The sequence below is a fragment of the Hahella chejuensis KCTC 2396 genome, assembly GCF_000012985.1.
GTDB classification, from domain to species: Bacteria; Pseudomonadota; Gammaproteobacteria; order Pseudomonadales; family Oleiphilaceae; genus Hahella; species Hahella chejuensis.
The window spans coordinates 5,003,880-5,027,455 of record NC_007645.1; the positions used below are offsets into that span (position 1 = coordinate 5,003,880).

General features: G+C 54.6%; 23 protein-coding genes. 7 read left to right on the forward strand and 16 right to left on the reverse strand.

Annotated features, from left to right (window positions below; all coding sequences use genetic code 11):
- Positions 1 to 20 precede the first annotated feature (20 nt).
- Complete coding sequence (locus tag HCH_RS21830; RefSeq protein WP_011398620.1) at positions 21 to 2,603, reverse strand: M14 family zinc carboxypeptidase; 2,583 nt, start codon at positions 2,601 to 2,603, stop codon at positions 21 to 23.
- 403 nt (positions 2,604 to 3,006) lie between these two features.
- Here HCH_RS21830 and HCH_RS21835 point away from each other — a divergent pair, with 403 nt between their 5' ends.
- Both HCH_RS21835 and HCH_RS21840 read left to right on the forward strand, forming a co-directional pair.
- Positions 3,007 to 3,498: a hypothetical protein gene (locus HCH_RS21835; protein WP_011398622.1), complete on the forward strand. Its 492-nt coding sequence runs from the start codon at positions 3,007 to 3,009 to the stop codon at positions 3,496 to 3,498.
- A gap of 367 nt (positions 3,499 to 3,865) precedes the next feature.
- Positions 3,866 to 4,177 carry a hypothetical protein gene (locus HCH_RS21840; RefSeq protein ID WP_011398623.1) on the forward strand — a complete coding sequence of 104 codons (312 nt, stop codon included), beginning with the start codon at positions 3,866 to 3,868 and terminating at the stop codon, positions 4,175 to 4,177.
- Positions 4,178 to 4,307: 130 nt separating this feature from the next.
- Here the strand turns inward: HCH_RS21840 and HCH_RS21845 are convergent, their stop codons facing one another.
- Positions 4,308 to 5,297 carry a ribonuclease Z gene (locus tag HCH_RS21845; protein ID WP_011398625.1) on the reverse strand — a complete coding sequence of 330 codons (990 nt, stop codon included), beginning with the start codon at positions 5,295 to 5,297 and terminating at the stop codon, positions 4,308 to 4,310.
- Between the two features lie 4 nt (positions 5,298 to 5,301).
- Complete coding sequence (locus tag HCH_RS21850) at positions 5,302 to 6,216, reverse strand: LysR family transcriptional regulator (RefSeq protein ID WP_011398626.1); 915 nt, start codon at positions 6,214 to 6,216, stop codon at positions 5,302 to 5,304.
- Between the two features lie 134 nt (positions 6,217 to 6,350).
- Between HCH_RS21850 and HCH_RS21855 the strand changes: the two genes are divergently transcribed.
- Positions 6,351 to 6,617 (forward strand): hypothetical protein, encoded by a 267-nt coding sequence (locus HCH_RS21855; protein ID WP_011398627.1) that lies wholly within the window; start codon positions 6,351 to 6,353, stop codon positions 6,615 to 6,617.
- A gap of 247 nt (positions 6,618 to 6,864) precedes the next feature.
- On the opposite strand, the gene HCH_RS21860 is transcribed toward HCH_RS21855, so the two are convergent.
- The 6 genes from HCH_RS21860 to HCH_RS21880 all read right to left on the reverse strand — a co-directional run bounded on the left by HCH_RS21860 (position 6,865) and on the right by HCH_RS21880 (position 12,352).
- Complete coding sequence (locus HCH_RS21860) at positions 6,865 to 7,401, reverse strand: O-acetyl-ADP-ribose deacetylase (RefSeq protein ID WP_011398628.1); 537 nt, start codon at positions 7,399 to 7,401, stop codon at positions 6,865 to 6,867.
- 48 nt (positions 7,402 to 7,449) lie between these two features.
- Positions 7,450 to 7,860, reverse strand: coding sequence for a lactoylglutathione lyase (locus HCH_RS21865; protein WP_011398629.1), 411 nt, complete (start codon positions 7,858 to 7,860; stop codon positions 7,450 to 7,452).
- A gap of 15 nt (positions 7,861 to 7,875) precedes the next feature.
- A complete protein-coding gene (locus HCH_RS21870) occupies positions 7,876 to 8,907 on the reverse strand; it encodes an oxidoreductase (protein WP_011398630.1) in 1,032 nt (343 codons plus the stop codon).
- Between the two features lie 96 nt (positions 8,908 to 9,003).
- Positions 9,004 to 11,022: a methyl-accepting chemotaxis protein gene (locus HCH_RS21875; protein WP_011398631.1), complete on the reverse strand. Its 2,019-nt coding sequence runs from the start codon at positions 11,020 to 11,022 to the stop codon at positions 9,004 to 9,006.
- A gap of 253 nt (positions 11,023 to 11,275) precedes the next feature.
- Positions 11,276 to 11,533 carry a hypothetical protein gene (locus HCH_RS33945; RefSeq protein ID WP_011398632.1) on the reverse strand — a complete coding sequence of 86 codons (258 nt, stop codon included), beginning with the start codon at positions 11,531 to 11,533 and terminating at the stop codon, positions 11,276 to 11,278.
- A 273-nt stretch (positions 11,534 to 11,806) separates the two neighbouring features.
- Positions 11,807 to 12,352 carry a YbhB/YbcL family Raf kinase inhibitor-like protein gene (locus tag HCH_RS21880; protein ID WP_011398633.1) on the reverse strand — a complete coding sequence of 182 codons (546 nt, stop codon included), beginning with the start codon at positions 12,350 to 12,352 and terminating at the stop codon, positions 11,807 to 11,809.
- Positions 12,353 to 12,847: 495 nt separating this feature from the next.
- Between HCH_RS21880 and HCH_RS21885 the strand changes: the two genes are divergently transcribed.
- The gene (locus HCH_RS21885; RefSeq protein ID WP_011398635.1) at positions 12,848 to 13,633 is read left to right on the forward strand and encodes an iron-containing redox enzyme family protein; all 786 of its coding nucleotides are present in this window, start codon (positions 12,848 to 12,850) and stop codon (positions 13,631 to 13,633) included.
- 144 nt (positions 13,634 to 13,777) lie between these two features.
- Here HCH_RS21885 and HCH_RS21890 read toward each other — a convergent pair whose 3' ends face one another.
- Positions 13,778 to 14,101, reverse strand: a complete 324-nt coding sequence (locus HCH_RS21890) for a cyclic-phosphate processing receiver domain-containing protein (protein WP_011398636.1) — start codon at positions 14,099 to 14,101, stop codon at positions 13,778 to 13,780.
- A complete protein-coding gene (locus HCH_RS21895; protein WP_049781054.1) occupies positions 14,098 to 14,943 on the reverse strand; it encodes a helix-turn-helix transcriptional regulator in 846 nt (281 codons plus the stop codon). Before HCH_RS21895 ends, HCH_RS21890 begins: the two co-directional genes overlap by 4 nt.
- Before the next feature lie 700 nt (positions 14,944 to 15,643).
- Here HCH_RS21895 and HCH_RS21900 point away from each other — a divergent pair.
- Complete coding sequence (locus HCH_RS21900; RefSeq protein ID WP_011398639.1) at positions 15,644 to 16,396, forward strand: substrate-binding periplasmic protein; 753 nt, start codon at positions 15,644 to 15,646, stop codon at positions 16,394 to 16,396.
- A gap of 172 nt (positions 16,397 to 16,568) precedes the next feature.
- The gene (locus HCH_RS21905; RefSeq protein ID WP_011398640.1) at positions 16,569 to 17,204 is read left to right on the forward strand and encodes a YchE family NAAT transporter; all 636 of its coding nucleotides are present in this window, start codon (positions 16,569 to 16,571) and stop codon (positions 17,202 to 17,204) included.
- 60 nt (positions 17,205 to 17,264) lie between these two features.
- Here the strand turns inward: HCH_RS21905 and HCH_RS21910 are convergent, their stop codons facing one another.
- Positions 17,265 to 17,732, reverse strand: coding sequence for a flavodoxin family protein (locus HCH_RS21910; protein WP_011398641.1), 468 nt, complete (start codon positions 17,730 to 17,732; stop codon positions 17,265 to 17,267).
- A gap of 332 nt (positions 17,733 to 18,064) precedes the next feature.
- Here HCH_RS21910 and HCH_RS21915 point away from each other — a divergent pair, with 332 nt between their 5' ends.
- Positions 18,065 to 19,357 carry a serine/threonine protein kinase gene (locus HCH_RS21915; protein ID WP_011398643.1) on the forward strand — a complete coding sequence of 431 codons (1,293 nt, stop codon included), beginning with the start codon at positions 18,065 to 18,067 and terminating at the stop codon, positions 19,355 to 19,357.
- Positions 19,358 to 19,371: 14 nt separating this feature from the next.
- Here HCH_RS21915 and HCH_RS21920 read toward each other — a convergent pair whose 3' ends face one another.
- From HCH_RS21920 to HCH_RS21935, 4 genes are all read right to left on the reverse strand, one after another.
- Entirely contained in the window at positions 19,372 to 19,929 is a 558-nt protein-coding gene (locus tag HCH_RS21920; protein ID WP_011398644.1) for a sigma-70 family RNA polymerase sigma factor, read from the reverse strand.
- 129 nt (positions 19,930 to 20,058) lie between these two features.
- Positions 20,059 to 20,262, reverse strand: a complete 204-nt coding sequence (locus HCH_RS21925; RefSeq protein ID WP_041598858.1) for a hypothetical protein — start codon at positions 20,260 to 20,262, stop codon at positions 20,059 to 20,061.
- Positions 20,263 to 20,434: 172 nt separating this feature from the next.
- Entirely contained in the window at positions 20,435 to 21,979 is a 1,545-nt protein-coding gene (locus HCH_RS21930) for a long-chain-fatty-acid--CoA ligase (protein ID WP_011398646.1), read from the reverse strand.
- 600 nt (positions 21,980 to 22,579) lie between these two features.
- Entirely contained in the window at positions 22,580 to 23,575 is a 996-nt protein-coding gene (locus HCH_RS21935) for a metallophosphoesterase (RefSeq protein ID WP_011398648.1), read from the reverse strand.
- Position 23,576: the final 1 nt, after the last annotated feature.

The window sequence follows — 23,576 nt, forward strand, 5'->3', positions numbered from 1 at the left end:
ATGGCGCACATCAGGCTGGCTTATTGGAAAGTAATGCCCCAGCTGTCAATGTTGCCGGTGTCGCGGTTGGCTCTGTCGCGTACTTTCAGATTCCAGGTTCCTGCGGAATCCTTCGCGCCCACGTCAACGGTGTAGGTCTGGTCGATGTCGTCTGTAGAACCGCCAGTACGATTGTGCAGGTTATAGACCGTTCCATCCGGATGCACCAGATCCACGATCAAATCGCCGATATAGGTATGCTTGATCTTCACCGCCACGCTCACGGAGCCGGAAGCGCCGCTGCGGGTGACCGCAATCGGACTGCTGACGCCAGTGGCGTTGTTGTCCGGGATGCTGACGTCGGTGTCGTTCTCATAGGAATCTGGATCTGTCGGCGGCTCGCCGCCATCGCCGAGAGACACGGTGTAGTCTTCCACTTCGCCGTAATTGAAGGTTCCGCATGCAGACGGCGCCGCGTTATAACGCATCGCCACACGCATGGTGGTCTTCTCAAAGGACGCGCTCGCCGGAATGGTCAACGTGCCGCTGGCGGGTGATGAGGAGGCGGAACCGGAGTCGAAGACTTCTTCGCCGGCGTCGTCAAAGTCGCCGTCGCCGTTCAGGTCGACCCATGCCTTGAAGTACTCCTTGTACGACTGGCCGGAGAATGCAGGCGTAAAGGTGACGCTGTTGCCGCCTTTCACCAGGGACACCACTTCGCCGCCCTGGGCTTCAGTAAAGTCGCTGTATTTGGACGCGCCGGAAGTCTTCAGGAAGCCGCCGACCTGAACGCTGGAAATCCACTCATCGCTTGAGCTGTTGCTGGCGGCGTCGCAGTATTCCGCAGGCGGAATAGTCGGATCGCTGTCGATAACCAGAAACACCGCGCTCACCGCACCCCAGGCGCCGCTGGCGTCTTTACCGCGCACATAGACGATGTGCTTGCCTTCACTCATACCGGTTGTGTCGATCACACCGGTGACGCCTTCCGTCTTCGAGTTGTATGAACCGTCAGAAGCAGACAGGGCGACAGCCTGAGCGCCGTTGGCCCAGGGCGGCGTGTCAACGTAGTATTCCGCCGCCGTCAGGTTCTGCGTGGACTCAGTTCCATTGCTGTTATTGAAGCGCGTGTCGGTGACGGATGCGCTCAACGTCACCTGCGTACCCGGCTCCACGCCGCCGCTGGAAGCGCCGCCGCTCAATGACAGACTGGTGACGTCCGGGCCTGCTGGCGTGATGTAAGGCGTGCGCACGACTTTCGCCGCGTAGATCAATGCGTTCAGGTTATCCGGCTTGATCTTGCTCTCATAGGTGCTGCAGCTCTGGAAGAAAGACGTGCCCAGTTCGAAGGTGAACGCGGCGACGCCCAGTTCGCCATAACTGATGCCGTCGCTGGTGCCGTCGGTGGGATAAAGACCGATGGACTGCTGCGGCGAGTAGCCGTTGAAGAACGCGAACTTACGTCCCAGAGTCTGTAATGCGGTTCCGTTAGGCGCCGCCTGACTGGTGTCGCCCCATGGCCACAATACCAGTTCGCTGTAACTGTGAATGTCCAGATGGATACCACTGGTGTCGCTGGGCGCCGGGTCGTTTTTACCAGGGCCGCGACGATCCGGCCACAGGCCGCGCACATACCCTTCCAACGCCTGAATTTCCGGCTCTGAGCCAGCGCTGGGGCCGCGATAGGTTTCATTACACTGGTTGCCGCTGGAACCTTCGCCATTGGTGCTGTTCCAACCGAAGGTGAAGTTGCGGTTCAAGTCCGCGCCGCGACTGTTGCTGGTGGAGCCGCAATAGCTTTGGTTAGTATTCTTTCTCCAGGACAGGCCGGTTTCCGCTTTTTTACGTCCGTCCGGGTTGGTGTGCAACATCAAGTGCACTTCGTGGTTATCCATGATCCAGGTGGCGTCGGCGTTGGTTCCGTAGCCATTAACCAACCAGCGCGCAAACTCCAGCGCCAAAGGCGCCGTGGTGTACTCACGGGCGTGGATGGCGCTGTTGATGAACAGCTTGGGTTTGTCGCCGCTGGTGTTTTTGTTGGTCAGTTTCAGAACGCGTATATCGAAACCGCCAGTCCCCTGCTTCTTCTGCCAGGAATCGCCAACATCGATCCACTCCGCCAGCTCTGGATGGCTGCTGGCGAAGCCTGCCGCCGCCGCGAAAGTTTCTTCTACGGTTTCATAGCAGGGGTAACCGGGAATACCCGCCAGCATGGCCTCCGAACTCGCTACCGAACCGTTGATCGATTGCGCGGAAAAAACGCCAAGGCTGCTCAAGCCCTGCATTTGAGTAAGAATGGAGTTGCGCTGTTCGATAAAATCCGTCGCCGTTTCGAAGGTAAAGCCGAAATGCTCCAGCTTTTTCATTTCCTCCGGCTGCAACTGCATAACCAGATAACCGTCGTCGTAATGGGACTCCAGCATCTGGGCATGAAAACTGATTGCTGCTTTGCGAGCGATATCCTTATTAGGGAAATAGGCTTTATAAATGTTGTCCGACGCCTTTTCCTGTTCGAGCAGTTGAGAGACGTCGTGGGCGTGTCCAGGGGCGGCCAGTGCGGAACAACTTACCAAAGCGCCCGCCATGAGAGTGGCCACAGATAAGCCGCTAGCTTTCTTTTTCATTGTTATTTCTCCTTGGAATCCAGGTTCCCGGTGATTTATTTTTCCCTTGTAGGGAGATCGATTTGATTATTATCAGCGCCCGGGTAATGGGCGGCGCGGTCCGTTACTGCAATCGACGTTCCACTGAGGCTGTTAAAACGCATAATGTGTCAAAATCTATCCAGGCCGAAACTGGCCTTAGAGATTAAGCCTATTTCCCGTTCATCAAATTTGAACAGCGTTAAACAGCCTAGATTAACGTAGAAGCTAAGCTGTTTAGTGTCAATCCAGAAAGGTTGAGCTACTGCTTATTCCTGATAAATATAAGTACAATCCGCAATATCAAAAGCGCTACTGAGACGAGAAAACTCTGATTCAGGTAATCGTAAACCGATAGGGAAAACTCGCCAAAAAGGGGCGCTTTATGCGACACATCACACCATTTTGCCGCAAATTAGGGCATTTTTTAGCGCCGTTCGCCGCAACGGCCATTCTCTCAGGCTGCGCACAGGCCTCTCCCGCCAATACAGGTAAACCCTTACCTGGACTAGAGGCCCAGGCCCCTGGCGTTTATCGGGAACTGCGCGAAATCAAAGGCCACTTCAACGGTGGTCAATGGAATGAGGATGTAGATAAGTGGCAGGGCAAAAAGCATCAGGTCATGCAGGTTCTCGGCGCCAAAGTCGCGTCGGAACGTCTTAACGCCACACACACCCAAGAACTGATGGGAGCGCCAGACCGCACCCTCAAACCAGGAGACGAACATTTCGACACCGTCCTGCGCATGACAGAGTGGAAGGGCAAGCCGCAAGGTTCACTATGGGTGTACGACTGGCGCGGCGCTCACGACCAGTTGGTATTCGCCTTCGATGGTGAAAAACTGACGGCCTCGGGCTGGCTATATAGTTGGGAATAGTCGACAAACATCATTTCCCAGGGCGTCCGCTAACGACGCCCAAAACGTACTGTCGCAAATTACTGACGCTTAAGCTTTTGATTTATAAGACTTCTTATTTTCGCCATCAATCAGGCGTCGCAAAAAGGGGACGTTTCAGCGCAGCGTTCCCGCCCACTCCCTTCTCCAGACAATAGCAACCAATTGATATATAAGCATTTCTATTTCCTGGCGCCGAATTTGTCACCTCTACTGTGAGCGCACCAAAGCGCATGAGGAACCGCACCGGCAGGGATTACTACAGGAGTACGAAGGCCAGCATTGGATAGGGACAAAGTTCACTGCGGACTATTTAAAGATTTCACAGGATCACAGAGAGGTGATTAACATGAACAAACTGAGCGCACTTGCACTGTCATCATTTTTGGTCGTTTCCGCCGCCTACGCAGAAGGCGATATGGGAGCTTCTGAAAAAATGCCGTCCGAGCAACAATTCTCAGCTCTGGATGCTAACCAGGATGGCGTGCTTGATGAATCTGAAGCCAGCAGCAACACTGAGCTGACCAACAACTGGGCGTCTGTCGATATCGACAAAGACGGCGTTGTCAGCCCACAGGAATATTCCATCTACACTGGCGAAGCCACCGCTTCAGGCTCTGAAAGCGAAGAGCAAATCCTGGAAGAACCGGTAACTGAATAAGTTACCTTAACCTCAGCTGAGAGATGGCTTTTATTACCCAGGCCTGCAGGTTTCGCCTGCAAGCCTGGGCTTGGGTCCAGCCGCCGATGCGGCGGACCGTTTTAACAGAGTGCGACATCCGTCAGGGCTGTCAGATATCAACGACAACTTCTCCGCTTCGGTGTAAGCGCCCGTTCTTGTCCAATTGATAAACTTCAAAATCCCGCGCCAAAAACAGATTCCCCGAATAGACTGACGCCGCTTCCCGCTCAATATCGAGAATGGAGGCGTTTTTGTTATTCGTCTTATCCAGATAGCGGGGACTGAAGTGGGTAAGCACCAGACTTGGCAACGCCACGGACTCAGCGAATTGCGCCACAGCCAGTGCGCAACTGTGCTGCGGGCCCTGCCCGACTTTTTCCGCCACGTCATGGGTATAAGTCGATTCGTGCACCAACGCCTGGGCGCCAATGCACGCGTCCCTCAACAAATCCGGCTGATCATTGTCGCCGCCGATAACCATGCGTCTTGGCGCTCGCGCACTCAACAGATAGTCCGCGCCATGAATCTCAGCGCCATTATCCAGAGTTACGCTCTCGCCTTTTTGCAGGCGCCCCCAAATAGGGCCTGGAGGTACGCCGTCCGCTTGCAGCCTCGCCACATCCAGCTTCACCTCCACATGCCTTTCAGTAAATGAAAAAGCATAGGAAGGAACCCGGTGAGACAGCGCATGGGCGCGCAAGAGGAAGTCTGCATCGATGAAATCCTCCTGCAGCAGTGTCGTCACCTCAACAAAACGCAGCTCATAAGTGAGGCGGAGTTGCGTGGTTTCGATCACCGCATTCAAAAACGCCTCCAGTGGCTGCGGGCCGATCACAGTGAGGGGGTCAGTGCGTCCACTCATGCTGGCGCTGGCCAACAGACCCGGCAATCCATAGCAATGATCGCCGTGCACGTGGGTAATGCAGACGCCGCGCAACTGCTTCAACGTGTGTTTGCAATGCAACAAACGATGCTGCGTCCCCTCGCCGCAATCCAGCAGCCACCAATCTTTGGTTTCAGCCATTTTGATGCAGACAGCGGACACATTACGCGTTTTAGTAGGAACGCCGGAAGACGTGCCAAGAAAGGTGAGTTCCATATAATCAGGCGCTTTTTAAAGTTACTATTTTCTGACAGTTACAAGAAAAGTATTCACTCATAAAATCAATAAACAACCTCACTTTTTGCGGCAGGTACTCGCGACTTTGGTACACGCAATAGATATCCAGATTCGGCGGTTGGTAATCCTTTAAAACCGTTACCAGACGCTTCTCACGCAGGGCTTCATTCACGATAAAACAAGGCAATTGCACAATGCCTTTCCCACTTTCCGCCAACTTGGCGAGAAAGATGCCGTTGTTGGATTTGAACCGTCCCCGCACATCCACGTAGCGCACCTTATCATTTTCCAAAAAACTCCATGAGTTGCGCCGGGCCAAAGAGAAACCCATGCATTCATGGGTTCTGAGGTCATCGGGACTCTCCGGCAGGCCGTTGAGCTTCAGATATTCCGGAGAGGCGCAAGTGACCAGCGCGGTGCCGCCGATGCGGCGCGCAATCAGGCCCGGTTCAAGCTCGTGGGCGATGCGGATGGAAAGGTCGAACGCCTCTTCCACCAGATCCACGCGGCGATCCGCCAGCTCCATATCCACTTCAATGCTGGGATAAGTAGACATGAACTCCGCGATGACCGGCTCCAGATGCAATAAAGAAAACGCCATCGGCGCGCTTAGACGCAAAACGCCTTTGGGGCATTGGGTTTGTTGGGAAAGATCGGATTCCGCTTCATCCAAGAGAGAGAATACATTTCGACAGGCTTCCAGAAAGCGCTCTCCGGACTCAGTAAGGCTTAACCGGCGCGTCGTACGATGCAGCAGTTTCGCGCCCAGACTATCTTCCAGTCCCGACACCAATCGCGTCAGCACGGGCCGGGACAAATCAAGAATGTCCGCCGCTTTCGCGAAGCTGCCATGATCAACGGTGGCGACGAACGCACGCATTGCCTGAATTCTATCCATCCGGATTTCCCCCTTAGTATTGTTTCGTTTTTAGAAACAATTAATTTCAGAAAGGCGAGTTTATTCCGGTCAATGGTATCTATAAAGTAGCCATCACACAACGATTGAAGTCAAAACCTAGAGGAGAATCTCAAATGAAAACTTCAAAACTTTTTTCAGTAGTAGCTGCTTTATCTCTTTCCGCAATGGCTGGCGCAGCAAGCGCTGAATCCCTGGCGGATCGCCGCGCTGAAAGCGTTCAGGACGTCCCCACCCCTAACGCTCACTACAGCGGAGACTACCGCTTTGAGCAGGGCAAGCGGATTCCGGTGGTTAAGTCTACGGACGACAAGAAAGTGATCGACGGTCAGTACACCGGCACAGTGAAGTACATCCGCGGTGAAGTGGTCGAAGAGTCTTGAGAAGCGGAAGGATAAAGTCGTCGGCGGATAACCGCCATCACGGATGACGCGTATGGCCGCCCCACAGCGGCCAGGCAAGGAGCGAAATCAGGGCGAGGACCGACTCAAAAACGGGCTCCCGTCCCTGAACCGTCGGCAGCGATATTCCTTCTCTCCCAATAGGAATATCGCATCCTTTCTTCTCTCGACGCTTTTAAGCGCTTGAAGTCCCGACCCGATTACATCCACTAAACCAGTAAATTGAAGCTCAGGACGACTCGTCCGAGCCAACGATCTCCGCATACGCTTTTCGCGTCGCGTCTTCAACCTGGCCGTCAAAACAAGCGAAAATCACTTGCTCGACCTGGGGATTGTACTGCAGCCCTGCCGCCACCTCCCTCATTGCAATTTGGCAAGCCCTGGCGAGAGGAAAACGATATACACCGCAACTGATGGCGGGAAACGCCATAGAGGTGACGGCATATTGCTGCGCCAGACGAAAGCACTCCTGATAACAGGACGCCAGCAGCGCGTCTTCATTTGCGTCGCCGCCGCGCCAGACCGGTCCGACAGCATGAAATACCCATTGCGCCGGCAGGTTATATGCTTTGGTGGCTTTGGCGTATCCCGTTTCGCAGCGTCCCAAGGTGCGGCATTCCTGCAACAACCCCGGCCCCGCTGCGCGATGAATGGCGCCATCCACCCCACCACCACCGCACAGAGCGCTATTCGCCGCGTTGACAATAGCGTCAACCTGCAATCGGGTGATGTCTCCGCGAAGGATATCGATTCGGTCCCGCAACATCGTTGTCGTCTCCCTTTTCTAATCGCCTGCTCGGTTCTGAAGGCGGGTTTAGACTGACCTTTCCGCAGCCTGCGGAAATTCACCGACAAAATTTAATTCAACACCCAAGCCGGATGGATCGCGCAAAAAGATCTGTGTTTGCCCCAGTCCGGGAACAACCTCAACCGAGTGGCTCAGGCAATGTTCCGCGAGCCGCCGCAAGGTCTCCGGCAAACCGCGACAACGCAGCGCCACATGATCCAGATACCCCGTCGTCGGACTATCGCTGCCTGCGGTTTCTGAGGCCGTCAGATGCAGAATCGGCGCTTCGCCCGCATACAACCAGAAACCTTGACGCCGAAACCCGGAGGGGCGCGGCCCTTGTCGCAATGCCAGCACATGCAGATAAAAGTCGCGCACGTTCTCCAAAAGGGCCAGCGGCGCCGTGATGTTGATATGGTCCAGTCCCGTTACTTCCATGAAATATCCTTGATTTTATTCCGCGAATGCAATGCGCCTTCCTTCGTCGCTGCTTTGCTGCGCCAGTTCGATGATGCGGATAACCTGCATCGCCTGCTCTGGCGGTACGGGATTATCCGCTTCACCGCGAATCGCCATCGCCAGTTGCCGGTAGAAAAGCTTGTAATCTCCGGCTTGAGTCGCCTGCGCCTGAGAACCTTCCGCGTCCGTCACCAAACCATGACAATGCCCCGGCTCCAGCCCCCAGTTAGCGCTGTCTGGAGTCTGTCCATCGCGCAGCGCATCCTCCTGCGGGTCCAACCCGTGCTTAATATAGCTGGCGCGGTCGCCATGCACTTGAAAGCGAGGTCCGGGCTGGGCCGTCAATGCGCTACCGTGCAGAATCACCTGAAGCGGCGCGTAATCCAGCACTACATGGAAGTAATCCACCGCTTCCGCGCCAGGGCGCTGTTTCAGAACTTGCGCCGTCACGGCTTTCGGCGGGCCGAACAAACACAGCGCCTGATCAATCAGGTGAGATCCCAGATCATACAGCGAGCCGCTGCCCGCTCCGGGCTTTTCGCGCCAACGATCCCGCACTTGGGGACGAAAACGGTCAAAATGGCTCTCAAAATGGTAGAGATCGCCCAGTCGACCACTCTCCAACAAGGCCTTTACGGTTAAAAAGTCTCCATCCCAGCGGCGATTGTGATACACGCTGAGAACAAGATTACGTTGCGCCGCCAGTTCGCATAACGCCCTGGCCTGTTCGGACTCAGGCGTGAACGGCTTTTCCACCAGCGCATGCACGCCAGCCTCCAGCGCTTGTCGCGCCAGCGGATAATGCTCAACGTTAGGCGCCGTGATGACGACCAGATCAATATCCTGTTGCAGCAATTCCGTCATTGTGCGGCAATGCGCCGCTTCCGGCGTCAATGACTGCGCCAGTTCCTCACGCTGGGTCAATACGGCGCTGACTTCAAATTCAGGCAGGGCTTTAAGAAAGGGAAGGTGAAAGGTCTGGCCGGAAAATCCCAGGCCAATCAAGGCGGTTCGTAGCGGACGCATTGTCCTCTCCATCAACTTCGGCTAAAACCGCTTTATACTGCAGGCGACAGTCCTTTGTCACCTTAACGCAGAGTAACGGCCGCTGGCGGCGTCGCATTAAGTACGGAAACGTCCCACCAGCGTCTTCAGGCCGCCGGCCATATTTTCCAGCTCACGGGCTGCGGTAGCTACATCCTGCACCGCGCGATTGTTGGTTTCCGTCATGGTGGCGATCTGCTCCACATTGCGCGCCACATCGGTACTGGCCTGAGCCTGTTCTCGCAGCATGAGAGAGATATCGCTGAATACGTCCATGACCTGTTTGGCGCTGTTGCGAATGCCATGAATGGAGCTTCCGGCCTGTCCCGCCAAGGTAGCCCCCTGCTCTACTTGCTCCACGCCCCTGCTCATGGTTTCCACCGCCTCCAGCGAGCCTTCCTGAATCTTGGCGATAGTCGAGGTGATTTCCCGCGCCGACTCGGTGGTGCGCGCCGCCAGACTGCGTACTTCATCCGCCACCACGGCGAAGCCGCGCCCTTGCTCGCCAGCCCGTGCGGCCTCAATAGCCGCATTCAACGCCAATAGATTGGTCTGTCCAGCGATGGTTTCTATCACCATGATGATGGAAGAGATTTGTTCGGATAACTCTCCCAATGCGCCGATAGTTTCAGAAGACGCTTTCACTGTCGTGGAGATACGCTGCATCTCCTCTCCCGCCCGCTCGATCACCACCGCGCCGTCTTCCGCCGTATGGAATGACTCCGATGACAGGCGCTGCGCTTCGTCGGCGTTTTCCGACAGTCTGTCAATGCTGACCGTCAGCTCTTCAATCGTCGACGCCATGGACGAAGCCGCCTGACTTTGTTGCGTTGAACCCGCCGCCACTTGCTTACTGGCGTCAGATAACTGATACGAAGCCGAAGCCAGATCCGTTGCGGTGGAGGCGATATCCTTAACAATATCGCGCATATGCCGGTGCATGATGTTAAGCGCCTTTTGCAGTCTGCCGGCCTCATCCTCTCGATTGACTTCGATATCACGGGAGTAGTCGCCTTGCGCCATTTCCTCCATCCAGAATACAGCCTCTTCAAGCGGCTTGCCGACCATGCGCTTGGTGGCGAACCAGATGACGAAGGACAAGATCGCGACTATCAATACAGTGGTCAGGATCATGACGTTCAGCAGCCAGTCGCTGGTGGCGGAAATTTCGTTCATGGGCATCGCTGCGGCGACAACCCAGCGCAGCTCGGGCGCTTCCTGGAAAAACGCCAGATAAGAGCGTTGCGCGCCACTGGCGTCTTGGGTTGTGAAGGTAACCTCTCCGTTATGATTCTGTAGCATCGCGGAGACCGCCTGCCCAAGCCCGTCCTGCCCTACGACGTTTTTGCCTTCCAGTGAAGGGTGCAGCAAGAAGGTTCCACGGGCTTCGCCTTTATCGGCGTTGATGACGAAGAGTAGCCCTTCCTCTCCAATTTTCTGCGAACCGAGTTGCCGCTTCAGATTGGCCAGAGAACTGGAGAACTCTATGCCAATGTAACGGATGCCGACGACCTCGCCGCGGCTATTTTTAATCGGCGTATAGTTGGTAATAAAATCGCGCCCGAACAACGTTACCTTGCCAGTGTAGGCCTCGCCGCGCAGGTTCTTTTCATAGGCGGGGGATGAATGACTCAGCAGTGTGCCGATGGCGCGAGAACCGTCCTCCTTCTTCACGGAAGTCACCAGACGCACAAAATCATCGTCCCGCCGCACAAAGATAGTCGCATTGCCGCCGGTGGCGCTGGCGAAATTATCAACGGCCGTATAGTTACCGGCCAACGGGGTGTCGCCGGAGTACATCTGAAACACGCTTTGCCCCGCAACATCCACTTTCTCCCCGGCGCTGATACTAAACTCGCCGGGGAAGGTAAGACCAAATACTTCCGAAAGGCGTACAGCCTCGTTATCCAACTCTTCACTGTATGCTTTGGCCGCCATGTGAGCGGCTCCAACCAGGTGTTGTAAGTCTGAGCGGGTGAGTTGGGTGACGGTTTTGTCAACCGAGTGAATCAGGAAAAAGGAAGCCACACCTAGCACCACCGCAATGCACAATGCCACCACGCTGGAAAGGCGTACTGCTATAGACCGTCTGAACATGGCGTCCACCTCGAATTTTCTCAGGCGTATTCATCAGGCTGTCCGCAGGTCCTTCTGCTTTGGCAGATCAGAATCCAGCAGGACACGCTTGGGTTCGGAAGGGATACTATTTACTTACTACTGTTTAAGCGGTGTGAATTCCTTTTTATGGGGAATTGACCGTCTTGTCCTTATAACGTCATTCATTCTGCAAAGGCGCCGCGTTTTGTGACGCCTATCACAATTTATAGAGGCAAAGCGGAAAATTTTCGAGTTATTTTCTGTTACCTAATACGCCGCTTCGGTTTCCTTTGTCAGGAATTTGGTTGCAGCCGTTTGGAGAAACAGACAGACAAATCCGTATCCCGATATTTCCCATAAACCTCAGCAATGACATACCCATGTTTACGGTAGCATGCGATCGCCCGTCGTCGCCGGTCAGATGTCGCAGCGCCTGCGACAACTCTCCCACCAGCATCACCGCCATAGGGTCTCGCGGCGAACAAAACCAAATGTCCTCAACAGCAGTCATCTACACTCCCTGACTTCCCGATGACATATAAGAAAACGAGCGTAGCACATCTTCGTCTACGCTCGTTGTTCCTTTTATTCTACTAAGGCTGGTTATTCCAAAAGGTTAGGTTTTATTAACATGGCAATGATATTGACATGTTAATAGTCAGGCGCATGGATGCGCCTGCGAGGCGGCTAGCCGCGGGAGACAGGGCCTGACATGCGCAGGCCCTGGCGTTGCAGCCAAATAGAAGGAAGCTATTTGGCTGCCTGATTAATAGCAGGAAACGTTCTAACGCTGATAGGTCGCCTCAATCACCGCTCTGTCCAACATATTGGCGTGAATATAATAGCCAACCAGCGCGTTGGAGCTATCCGAGGGCAAATCAATTTTTTCCACGCCCAGCGCATATACCTTAAATTGATAACGATGAGGCTTGTCGCCCGCTGGAGGGCAGGCGCCGCCGAATGCAGCGGAACCGTAGTCCGTCTCAACCTGCAGTGCGCCCTTGGGAAGAGCGGTTGAATTCTCCACGCCTGCATTGCGTTCCAGCTTATTGACGCCGGCGGGAACATTGATTACTTGCCAGTGCCACCAGCCGCTGCCAGTGGGCGCGTCCGGATCATAGGCGGTGATAGCAAAACTCTTGGTTCCCTCTGGCGCTCCTCGCCACTCCAGCGCTGGCGACTGATTTCCTCCGTCGCAACCAAAGCCTTTATATTCCTGCTGCTTCGATAGCTTGCCGCCGTCCGCCACATCCGGGCTGGACAGAGTCATCTCCGCATGAGACACGCTGGCTGCTAACAGCCCCAACAATGCCGCCGTGGTCGTTTTCATGGCCGTCTCCTTATAGTCAGACTGAGTTAAATAACAGGCTTTCAATCTACCCAAAAGAGCCCTCCGGCGTTCGCCTGAAAACGTCAAAAGTTCGCCTGATGCGTTCAGTTTTGTTTTTGCGCCCTTGTGTGATTACTGGTTGCGTTTTATTGAAATTCGCCAGTCAGGCGCTTCAGGCCCGCAAGCATTTTCCACTTAAAATTCCTGGCAATCGCCTTTAGCGTCAGGGGAATGCCTTCCGTCACACCGTCTCAACGCTTACTCGCCTCTTATACAAATCGTTTCATTTCGCGCTGTAATCGCATTGTTTTCTCACAGTAATAACGCATCACACCAGGGGCGTCGCAATTCGTTACGGTTTTCAAATTGTTCAGGCGCCGGATATTACGGACAGTAGCCTTACCTCCACGGAGGTTCTAACGCTTCATTGACGCGCCCGAAGCCTCGGTTTCAGAGCGACGCAATGTTCTCAATACAGTCAAAAGGAGATGGATCATGACTGAACAGACCGTATATGAAGTGGTTGATCAAGGAAAAATGGATGCGCTGAGAAAACGGCATGCCTGGCTGGTGGAGCCCATCTACCGCGCCAGCGACCATATCACCCGGCTGCCTTTCTTCACCTGGGTGCGAAACCTTAACGACGCCAGACAATTCAAACCTGTGGCGGAGCAACTGTACTATCATTCCGCCACCTTCCCCAAAGTGCTCGGGCTGATGCTCGGAATGACGTCTTTACGCAATAACCCGATGATGCCGTTTTACGCCAAACATGCTTTCGGCGAGGCGGATCATCATATGCTGCTGCGCGACTGGATGTTGCAGCATGGGCTTATCCGCAACGCTTCCGAGCTGGATAACGTCATCACCAGTCTATACACCAACGCCTGCGTCAATATGGCCTACCAACTGGCGATCGAACAGGACCAGGAGAAATGGCTGGTCGCCATTAATAGCGGCATCGAGCGCTGCTCCAATGATTTCTTCAAGGTCGTGGCGCCTAAAATGTACGAGCTGAACGCCGGCCATTGTTACTTCGATATCCATGTGGAAGCGGACGAACACCACTCCATCATGGGTCTGGAATATCTGACGTCGTTTCCGGAAGACTGCGATCCCACCGACTCACATCGCGCGAAGGTCCTGCTGCGCAAAGCGCTGGAAGGCGTCTCGCTGTGGGGAGCGATGCTGCACTCGTGGATTGGCGTGGACTACCTGCCCCGTTTCGATGACGAAGGAGAATTGATCAATCCACCCGGGTCACAATTCAGGCTGCAATAACAGGCAAGCCGGGGGCTTTAACTTCAAATCGGAACAGACGCATTCAGGACAGGAGGAATAATCTGAACAGCCAGGAAGGCCGGGGGCAAAAGGAGCCGCCCCCAAAGCGCGCATGCATGATTTGCTGCTATCGCCCGCCAGTGCTTAGTCGACACTCACTCTCGGTCTCTTCGCCAGAGCCTGGATATTCTCCACTCCCAACTCCATCTTATTGCGGGCGGAAGAGTTTGCGGAATGCACCCGAATCAGCGGCGGATTGAAACCCCGCATGGCTACCGCCTCTTCAATCCAGAGCACGACGTCATAACCGGTTCCCCGCTCATCGTCTCCAAGGTCGTGATCCAGACTGATCTCGACCACATCCCCGGTCTCCAGCAGCGCGATGGCTTCATCCGGCCAATAGACCCGGGTCCAGCCTGGGGGCGTTGGACGCTCATCGTCCAGATAAACTTTATATGCCTCACTCACGTCAAAATACCCTCTCCTAATTCCTCCAGCCGGGTTTGCCTCAGCTCACTCGGCGTCATGCCAAAACGCTGCTTAAAACGCTCGGTAAAACGGGATTGCGACTGATACCCGCATTGATCCGCAATATGCGCGATCGGCAACAGCGTGGTTTGCGCCAGATGCAACCCAATGCCCAAGCGCACGGACTCTAACAGATCACGAAACCCCGCATTCTCCGATTGCAGGCGACGGCGTAAAGTGGATTCGCTCACCGCCAACAGGCGGCTGATTTCCAACAGGCTCCAATCTTTTGCCGGTTCCTGCATCAGGACCTCACTCACCTTACGCCGCCAGGACGCGCCGGAGCGGCTTTTCAACAGAGACCCGTAGCCCCTGGCGTACAGTAAATGCGCCAGTTCCTTGCGCCGCAACGCCCACAACTCCGGCGGACTGACGTCTATCCAGTTAATCCACTGATTGAGAAACTCCGCCAGCGTCCGGTCCACTCTGGCGATGGCTGCGCCGTCTCTGTCCGGGGGCGCGGAAACAGGGATCGCCTCCAGATCAGATGCGCAAAAGCCAATCACTACGGCGATATATTCCCCTTCCGGCAGATTCATGAATTGCAGCTCGATTCCCGCTGGAGCCAGAATAAATTCGCCCGACCGACACGCCAACTCCGGCTGCAGGCTCAGCACCTTGGCGCCCCGCAGCACGATGATGAGACAGGGGTCAATAAACGGCACGCCATGCAGGTTCTGCGGCTGCAGACACCGATAGACGCTGAACGGCAGCATGACGGACTCTTTTTCCTCACGCTGCATCAAGCGAATCAACTTTGGCTGCATTGTTTCCAGCAACACCTTCGTCTCCCGTTGTGATAAGTCGTGATAAACAGTTTGTTTCCGCCAGTCAGTTAAATGCGAAACTCCGTCCTGTCTGGCGGCGCGCCTGGACCTGTTTCTATCATTACATTTATTCCCGTTTATCACCTATCTAAAACACGTCAGTCCATTGCGTATTCCTATCGGTATATCTACGAGGCAAAACTGTCAGACAGAATAATGAAGCATAAAACCCTGGCCGAATACAGCCCGCAAGCCAGTTAGCCCACCGTCGTCCGGCTCTCGCCATGGAATCCCCCGTCAGACAAGAATCCGCGCCCGATGTGGCGCTTAACAAATCATGAACTATCATTACAATAAGCTCACAAACATTACATCAAAGTGTTATAAAATTGCGCCTTTCATATAACAAATCGGGCGCGCGGACCAAACAGGCAATCAGCCGTATGCCGACGCAGAGCCCAAAGACTTGCCACAGACAAGTCGTCCAAAAAAATTGTAGTAATCCATCTGACAGAATCTTCCGTTTATAAAGGGTTTTTTACGGACGAATTCCCGGAATTGATTTCCGGAGTTTGCGTGTGGGTTATTGTCGGTAGCAGCAGCTTGGAGTCGCTCGCAGCCGGAACAATCACAAACCTGGTTAATAAGGCCGGCGCACGGGATGCATCCGGGCGCCAACGAAGCGTTTTTAAGTAAATAGAGGTGATATTTGAATATGAGATCCAAACTGGCTTTTTGGACTTATATGCTACTGGCGGCCCTTGTCAGCGGTAAAAGCTTGGCTGCGGAAAAGCTGCATATTTTTACCGAGAACTACCCTCCCTATAACATGTCTCTGAGCGGGCAGCCTTTCGCCCACAAAGAAGAAGAGATTGCGGGATTGTGTACGGAGATGGTTAAAGCGCTGCTGAAGCGTACGCCTCTGGAGTATTCTCTGAAGCTGCGGGATCTGGCTACGTCCATGAACCGTTCCAAAAACAAGCCCAACCACGCCATTTACTGCGTCTCCAAAACCGACGACCGCACCCCCTATTTCGAGTGGATCGGGCCGCTGGCGGAAATCAAGTGGACGCTGTTCGCCAAACCGGGCTCCAACCTGAAGCTGACCAGCCTTGATCAAGCTAAAAAATACCGTATCGGCGGTTACAAAGGCGACGTCATGAGCAACTACCTCATCGAACGCGGCTTCAATGTGTCCACTATCGCCAACGACAGCCTGAACCCACGCCGCCTGGCGCTGGATCAGATCGATCTGTGGGTGACTGACGGACTGTCAGGCCCTTACGTGGCGTCGGAAGTGGAAGACATGACCAATCTGGTCCCTGCCCTGGTGTTCAAAACCACCCCGATGTACATGGCGATTAACAAAGAAACCAGCCCCGAAGTGCTGAAAGCGCTGCAGGCCGGCTTCAAGGCCATCACCGACTCCGGTGAAGCCAAATCCATTACTGACGTTTACATGCAGTAAGCTGTCGATATCCGGGACGCTCAGCCGTCCCGGATAGGCAGCCGGAACTCGGACGAGCATGGCGGCGCCTGACGGTAGGTATATTTATTACCTCGATTATTAAGCGGCCCGCCGCTATGATTGCGCCGAATTTTTACCCTCCCCTTACTTACGAGTAAAAGGCGCGCCGTCTATGCTTGAGTTCCATGAATACACCAAGATTCTCATCGGCCTGATGGCCATCGTGAACCCGGTTAACGCGGTTCCCATATTCGTCGCCTTCACCTCCAACGTCAGCGGAGCGGAACGTAAGAAAATCGGCAAGTCCGTGGTCATCGCCGTGGGCCTGATTCTGCTGATCTCCATGCTGTTAGGCGAATACCTGCTGAGCTTTTTCGGCATTACGATCAACTCATTCCGGGTAGCCGGCGGCATCCTGATCCTATTGATGGCCATATCCATGCTGCACGCCAAAGTCAGCGCCACCGTACACACGGAAGAAGAAACCGTGGAAGAAGAAGGCCATCATCACTCCGTCGCTATCGTCCCCCTGGCGATGCCGCTGCTAGCCGGGCCCGGAGCCATCAGTACCGTGATTCTATATGCGCACAGGGGAACTGACGCAGCTCACTACGCCTTGGTAGGCGTGGCGATTTTGATACTCTGTCTGACCTTATGGCTTGTGTTCTCAATGATTCCCTGGTTCTCCAGCCATCTGACCAAGACCCGCATCAATATCTTCACCCGCATCATGGGTCTTATATTGGCGGCGATCGCCATTGAGTTTATCGCCAATGGCCTGAAAGGCCTTTTCCCAGTTCTGGCCTAGGGTTCGGGAAGTTTTGCAGGGCGCGGGCGGGCACCCGTCTCCGCCACGGCAAAAGAGTCATTATATGATGCCGGCGTCCAGCGACGCCGCCACATACATGCCAAACTCTTCGCACTGCCCGACAAACGATTCCTGAAACGCCCCCCGACAGATCAAAGGCTCTCTCACCGCACGCCAACGCAGGCCGGTGACAATGCTCTCTACTGCGCGCCGGGTTCCCGTCCCATCATGGCCAGCGCGGATGTATAACGCATAAGGCAGTCCCTGGGTTTTCTCCAGACAGGGGTAGTAACAGCGGTCGAAGAAGTCTTTCAGGGCCCCGCTCATGTACCCAAGATTTTCTGTCGTCCCCAGGATAATTGCGTCGCAGGCCAGCACATCCTCCGGCGAGGCCTGCAACGGAGGAACCCATGTCGTTTGCACTGTTTCGATATCTTCATGCTCCGCGCCGCGCACAACCGCCTCAACCAATCTTTGCGTATTGGGAGAAGGCGCATGCGCGACGATAAGCAAGTGTTTTTCAGCCATATCCCATTCCTTGAACGTCTTCTGTCTACTGCCCATGATTGGCTTATTCGCCGTCGCCTGCAACGGCGACGACGGGCTATTGCGACATTTCAGCGCTTAGAGGTTAATATAACCAAGCCGAACCGCCCTCAGGTTAATGTTTGCGCAGATGGATCATTGCAATAATCAGAGGTTGGCCCGCACCTGAGGCTATAATTTCCACAGGACTGGAGGATACCGATGCGCCGCGCCGCCGGAGCGTCCGCTATCCCCAATAAACCGACCCACGCCGTCCTGGACATCCGGCGCTGGTCCGAACAGCAGCAACTAAGACAAATAAGCTACTGCGCATTATGGATGTATCTCGCTGGAATCAAATACAAGAACTGTTCGAAGCAATCGCGGACCTATCCACAGAAGAACAACGGGCTTATCTGGATATTCATTGCCAGGACAACGAGCTGAAGAAAGAAGTCCTGCAACTGGTGCAGGCTGATGAACACGTCGACGACATCCTCCCCAAGCAGTATGACATCGCCTCCGCCGAGGCCACATTGGTGTTGCCGAAGATGCACCCCGGCGTCATGGTCGGCCCCTACAAGATCATTCGTAAGATCGGAGAAGGCGGCATGGGCTGGGTGTATAAGGCGGAAGATACGCGACTTGAACGCTATGTAGCCCTGAAATGCCTGGCGCCTGAAGTCGCGACTGACGAACGCGTCCGTTTTCGCCTGATGCAGGAAGCCAAAGCCATATCCCGTCTGGACCACCCTAATGTCTGCGTCATCCACGATGTCGGCGCCATGAGCGATGGCGGCATGTATATCGCCATGCAGTACTATAGCGGCGAGACCTTGGAAAATGCGCTGACCAAGGGCGCACTGGCGCCGGATCAGGTGGTGCGCATCGCCAAACAGATCGCCTACGGGCTGCAGGCGGCGCACCAGCGGGACATCATTCACCGGGATATCAAACCCGCCAATATCCTGCTTTCCGAAGACGGCATCGTCAAAATTCTGGACTTCGGCATCGCCAAGCTGTCTGGCGTCGATATCACCTTGGGCGGAGCCCGTATGGGCACCTTGCGCTATATGTCCCCTGAACAACTGCAAGGCCGCGACATGGGACTGCAGACAGACGTCTGGTCCGTGGCCACCTTAATTTATGAAATGCTCACCGGCAGGGAAATGTTCGACGGCGAAAAATCCTCCACTGTATTGCACGCCGTCATGCACGAAGAGCCGGACTACAGTCTGGCGGTTTTTCAGGAGTACCCGCTATTCAAGCGATTATTGACGGCGATGCTGCATAAAAAGCCGGAAAAGCGCCTCGACTCCATGGGCAAAGTACTGCAATGGCTCACCACTATTCAGCCTATCGCTCAGGCGGGGGCCAAAAACAGGGCGCGCCAGGATCAACGCATTGAGAATCAGGAAGCGGTGGTGAAGGAGGAATTGACGGATTTGTATCTGTTGCGTCTGGCCGCCGCCCTCACCGCACATGTCGGCCCGGCGGCGCCGAAGCTGATTCAGCGTTATGCGTCTACGTCAGATAATCGGGAAAGTCTGATCAATTCGCTGGTGGGGCATATCAAGCCCCAGTACCGGCAAATTGTTAGTCAGCAACTGAAGGAGATAGCGCTCTGACCTGAGCGCCATGATTAGATTTTAAGCTCTTTCACTAACCAGGCTTTGGCGAAACGCAGGTCCCTTTCCACCGTGGAGAGGGATACTTGCAAGTACTCTGCAATTTCTTCCTGAGTCATGCCCCCGAAGAAACTCATCTCCACGATACGCGCCTTGCGCTCATCCACATTGGACAGTTTTTGCAGAATGTCTTCCAGATCAAGCAGATCCGGCTGACTGCCGTCATCGCAAATCTGCGCTTCGTGCAGCGTCACCTGAATGTCGTCGCCGCCGCGCTTCTTACGCTTCTGCGCGCGGGCGTGATCTACAAGGATGCGACGCATGGTTTGCGCCGCCACGGCGAGAAAGTGAATACGATCGTTCCAGGCGACTTCCGCATCCACCAAATGCAAATACGCCTCGTTCACCAGTGCGGTGGCCTGCAGCATGTGTCCCTGACGCTCGCCAGCCATATAACGCCCCGCGATGGTGCGTAATTCGCCGTGCAAAGATTCGATAATATGATTAAGGGCTTGCGAATCACCGGCCTGCCAATCGGCCAGTAGCTGAGTTACGTTGCGTGAGCCAGCCATAGTCTTTAGTCCTGCTGAATTCGGGGGAACATGCATTCCCTATGCTGAAGAATCTTGTTTATTCTTGGTATTTTAGGGAGCTGAGGGGCGGCTAGCAAACTAGATTTTCAGACAGCGCGATCCTTCGCGCTAGTTCCACTGCTCGTCAACGGCTTTCAGCAGTTGCGGTTCTTGCCAAGTGAAATTGAATGCGACTTCTTGAATGGCGGCGTGCGCTTTTTCCTGCTCGCCTGTTTTTTGGGTAACGGACTTTTCGCTGCCGTTCTGCATTAGAAATACTTGGAACATCACCATCATTAGCGCAAGCAGGGCTGCAAAGATGTGTGCTTTCATTTTCTTTCCCTTGGGCCTGAGGGGCCTTAGTCGTATATCAGGGTCTTTACTGCCTGTTTTCCCTCTAATAAGCGCCCTCAAAAAGAAAAAGCCGTCATCTTTTCGTCATTTTTTATAACAAACCGCCTATGTCCTCTCCATTTGAACTCAAGGACATAGGCATTCGCAGCCGCTAAAGCGATTTAAGCTCCCGCTTTAATATTTTCCCGGTAGCCGTCATCGGCAGACTGTCGCAAATTTCCAGCAAACGCGGGTATTTATACGCGGCCATTTTGCTTTTACACCACTCCCTGATCTCCTCTGCGTCAGCCCTGGCGCCCTCTTTCAATATAACGAAAGCTTTGATCTCCTCTCCGTACTGGGAATCAGGCACGCCCACCACCGCCGCCAGCGACACAGCCGGATGCGTCAACAGCGTTTCCTCCAGTTCACGGGGATATACGTTATAACCTCCACGAATAATCATGTCCTTCAGGCGATCAACGATAAACAGGTATCCGTCTTCATCCATATACCCAATATCGCCAGAGTGGAACCAGCCGTTGCGTATGGCGTCCGCCGTCGCTTCGGGTCGATTCAGATATCCCTTCATGATGTTATGCCCACGGATCACAATTTCTCCCCGTTCTCTGTGGGCGACCTCTCCACCTTTCTCATCCACGACCTTTATGTCCACGCCCCAGATAGGCACGCCTACTGAGCCCGGCTTACGTGGGCGATCCAGCACATTAAACGAGGCGACCGGCGACGTTTCGGAGAGACCGTAACCTTCCAGGATCGGCACCTGAAACTTGGCCTCAAAGCCGCGTAAAATCTCTATGGCCAAAGAAGACCCACCCGATCCGCACAGCCGCAAGCGATCCCGAACCTTCGCAACAACAGCCTCCTCCAGCTCAATGCCGTGCAGCAACGCCCAATACATCGTGGGAACGCCGCAGAATACGGTAATGTCTTCCTGCACCATAGCCTCCACCACGGCTTTAGGGTCAAAACGGGGAATCAGCACCAGTTTGTTACTGTTGTAGAAGCCGCCGCACATTTGCACAGTCTGACCAAAAGTGTGGAACAGCGGCAGCGCCACCAACTGATTGTCATCCAGACGCGCTTCGCTGAGCCGCGCGAATTGCGCAACATTGAGGAATATATTGGCGTGGGTCAGTTCCGCCCCTTTGGGTTTACCGGTAGTCCCTGACGTGTATAACACCACCACCGTGTCATCCGCCTGGGTGACGATATCCGGCGCAGGCTCATCCCCCACCATGAGTTCGTCGAACAAAGCCGGCATGTCGCCTTTCACCAAGGACGATCCGCTGGGCATCAGCCAGAAGCGCTGGCAGTCGACGACAGCGTTAAAGGCCGCCAACCCTCTCGGTCCCAAAGGCATGTCCGGAATTCCCTCAAAGCAGATATACGCCCGCGCTTGCGAATCACGCAGATGATAGGCGATTTCCTCTTCGCTGAGCAGAACGTTTAAGGGGACAACCACCGCACCCGCCTTGATGATGCCGAAGTATGCAATAGGAAAGAAATGAAGATTGGGACAGCTTAACGCCACCCGGTCTCCGGGCAGAATACCTGCCGCCAGCAAATTATTGGCGACCTGATTCGTCATGCGTTCAACCTGAGCGTAGGTCAGACGAACGGCTCCGCACACCAGCGCCTCCTTTTGAGGGTGACGTTTGGCGCTCTCAGTAAGAATAGTGGCTAAATTCAGCATGGATTCCCTCCGCAAGTATTATTCTTGTATAGGCAGACGCTTATTCATCATAGTCCGGGCCGCCGCTCACGGAAACAGCCGGTTGGGACAAAAACTGGGTCAGTCCGCCCTATCCGCTTGCGCCTCCGTAGACTACCATCCAACAGAATCGCCAGCGACGCCTTCCCCTCTTCCCTGCGCCGAAAATTAGAGCCATTTCCAGCAGACCGTCTCCCGTCAACACAAGTTCGATGGACAAGACTGGCCGATTCCCAATTACGAATACCTGCGCGTGGGCCGTACGCTGTCGCTCCTGAGCATGAATGCGCTGGATGCATAACTAAAGAAGGGACTGGCTGGCGCGCGCCTACGCAAAAGGCCGCCTTGCCAGAAGCATGGAAAACCAGCGCCTTGCGCAACCATTTTCTCTCGATAAGCTTGAACGCTGTTTGCATCGGCGGACGGACCAACTGGTCGCCAATAGCGAATTCTGGCGACATTTACAGACTCTGGACTAACCGGAAGACTACATCAGTCTACGCCGGAGGCTGGGTTTGGCCGCCGTATTGCGGCCGTCGATCAGTTGGCGCGTTAACGTACTGAATGACGACGACTGTTTATTTAACCCGGATAAAACGTATGCACAACCACTTCCGGCGGACAATTAAAGCGCACCGGCAGTAGCGAACTGCCGGCGCCGGTGCTGGTGTAGCCGTCCATATCGCGCCAGCGCCAATTTCCTCTGCCGACAAAGCGCGGACAATCCGAGTCGAGAGTGATCGCAGTCCCGCCCGGCAGGCACACCTGGCCACCGTGTGTGTGACCGCACAACATGAGATCCATGCCAGCGTGCGCCGCTTGTTTGAAGATTTCCGGCGTATGCGACAACAGCAGGGTATAGCAGGACAGATCCAGGCCCTGCGCAGCCATTTGCAAGTTGTCCACGCGATAATAGTGAGGGTCGTCAACGCCCACGATCTGAATTTTCTCTCCCCCTCTATCAATCAGCGCGGACTCGTTCATGAGCATGCGATAGCCCATATCCTCCAAAGGCGGCAGCATGCGGATACTGTCGTGGTTGCCGAAAATCGCATATGCCTCGCCCCGTAGTCGTTCGCGCAAACGCCGCATTCCCTCAAGAGCGCCCTCTTCGGGACCATAGGTCTGCGCCCGATAATCACCTGTGATCACGCACAGGTCATATTCCAGGCTACCGGTTATCTCCAATAATCTGGCGGTGATCGCCTCATCCATATCGACATGAAGATCGGTGAGATGCAGCAGGCGAAAGCCCTTGAACGCTGCTGGAATCTTCCTGTGCCGCACAGGATTGTGAATCACTTGAATGTTTCTGGCGTTGCGTCGCCCCCACTCATACATTCCCGCCAGCTTGAACGTCCAGCGCATCAGGGTTTGCATGGAATACCAGTTTTCGGGATGGAAAAAATTAATACCCCCACCGCCGAACACACGTTGAGCGTGATCCTGCTCTATTCCCAGGCGCTGGCGCGCATGCACAAAGCCCAAGCGCTGCTCCAGCCTCGTCAGTAAATCCGCGTCATCGTGTATTTCAGTTTCTGGAATGGAGCGGGCAAGCGTCCGGTTCACATCGCTCATG

Bases quoted from the DNA above. Each gene is read 5' to 3' on its own strand.
- HCH_RS21925 (WP_041598858.1), bottom strand. From the start codon at position 20,262: ATGAAAGCACACATCTTTGCAGCCCTGCTTGCGCTAATGATGGTGATG.
- HCH_RS21935 (WP_011398648.1), bottom strand. From the start codon at position 23,575: ATGAGCGATGTGAACCGGACGCTTGCCCGCTCCATTCCAGAAACTGAA.
- HCH_RS21920 (WP_011398644.1), bottom strand. From the start codon at position 19,929: ATGGCTGGCTCACGCAACGTAACTCAGCTACTGGCCGATTGGCAGGCC.
- HCH_RS21865 (WP_011398629.1), bottom strand. From the start codon at position 7,860: ATGGAAGTAACGGGACTGGACCATATCAACATCACGGCGCCGCTGGCC.
- HCH_RS21930 (WP_011398646.1), bottom strand. From the start codon at position 21,979: ATGCTGAATTTAGCCACTATTCTTACTGAGAGCGCCAAACGTCACCCT.
- HCH_RS21860 (WP_011398628.1), bottom strand. From the start codon at position 7,401: ATGTTGCGGGACCGAATCGATATCCTTCGCGGAGACATCACCCGATTG.
- HCH_RS21905 (WP_011398640.1), top strand. From the start codon at position 16,569: ATGCTTGAGTTCCATGAATACACCAAGATTCTCATCGGCCTGATGGCC.
- HCH_RS21910 (WP_011398641.1), bottom strand. From the start codon at position 17,732: ATGGCTGAAAAACACTTGCTTATCGTCGCGCATGCGCCTTCTCCCAAT.
- HCH_RS21915 (WP_011398643.1), top strand. From the start codon at position 18,065: ATGGATGTATCTCGCTGGAATCAAATACAAGAACTGTTCGAAGCAATC.
- HCH_RS21870 (WP_011398630.1), bottom strand. From the start codon at position 8,907: ATGCGTCCGCTACGAACCGCCTTGATTGGCCTGGGATTTTCCGGCCAG.
- HCH_RS21900 (WP_011398639.1), top strand. From the start codon at position 15,644: ATGAGATCCAAACTGGCTTTTTGGACTTATATGCTACTGGCGGCCCTT.
- HCH_RS21880 (WP_011398633.1), bottom strand. From the start codon at position 12,352: ATGAAAACGACCACGGCGGCATTGTTGGGGCTGTTAGCAGCCAGCGTG.
- HCH_RS21855 (WP_011398627.1), top strand. From the start codon at position 6,351: ATGAAAACTTCAAAACTTTTTTCAGTAGTAGCTGCTTTATCTCTTTCC.
- HCH_RS21830 (WP_011398620.1), bottom strand. From the start codon at position 2,603: ATGAAAAAGAAAGCTAGCGGCTTATCTGTGGCCACTCTCATGGCGGGC.
- HCH_RS21850 (WP_011398626.1), bottom strand. From the start codon at position 6,216: ATGGATAGAATTCAGGCAATGCGTGCGTTCGTCGCCACCGTTGATCAT.
- HCH_RS21885 (WP_011398635.1), top strand. From the start codon at position 12,848: ATGACTGAACAGACCGTATATGAAGTGGTTGATCAAGGAAAAATGGAT.
- HCH_RS21840 (WP_011398623.1), top strand. From the start codon at position 3,866: ATGAACAAACTGAGCGCACTTGCACTGTCATCATTTTTGGTCGTTTCC.
- HCH_RS21875 (WP_011398631.1), bottom strand. From the start codon at position 11,022: ATGTTCAGACGGTCTATAGCAGTACGCCTTTCCAGCGTGGTGGCATTG.
- HCH_RS33945 (WP_011398632.1), bottom strand. From the start codon at position 11,533: ATGACTGCTGTTGAGGACATTTGGTTTTGTTCGCCGCGAGACCCTATG.
- HCH_RS21835 (WP_011398622.1), top strand. From the start codon at position 3,007: ATGCGACACATCACACCATTTTGCCGCAAATTAGGGCATTTTTTAGCG.
- HCH_RS21845 (WP_011398625.1), bottom strand. From the start codon at position 5,297: ATGGAACTCACCTTTCTTGGCACGTCTTCCGGCGTTCCTACTAAAACG.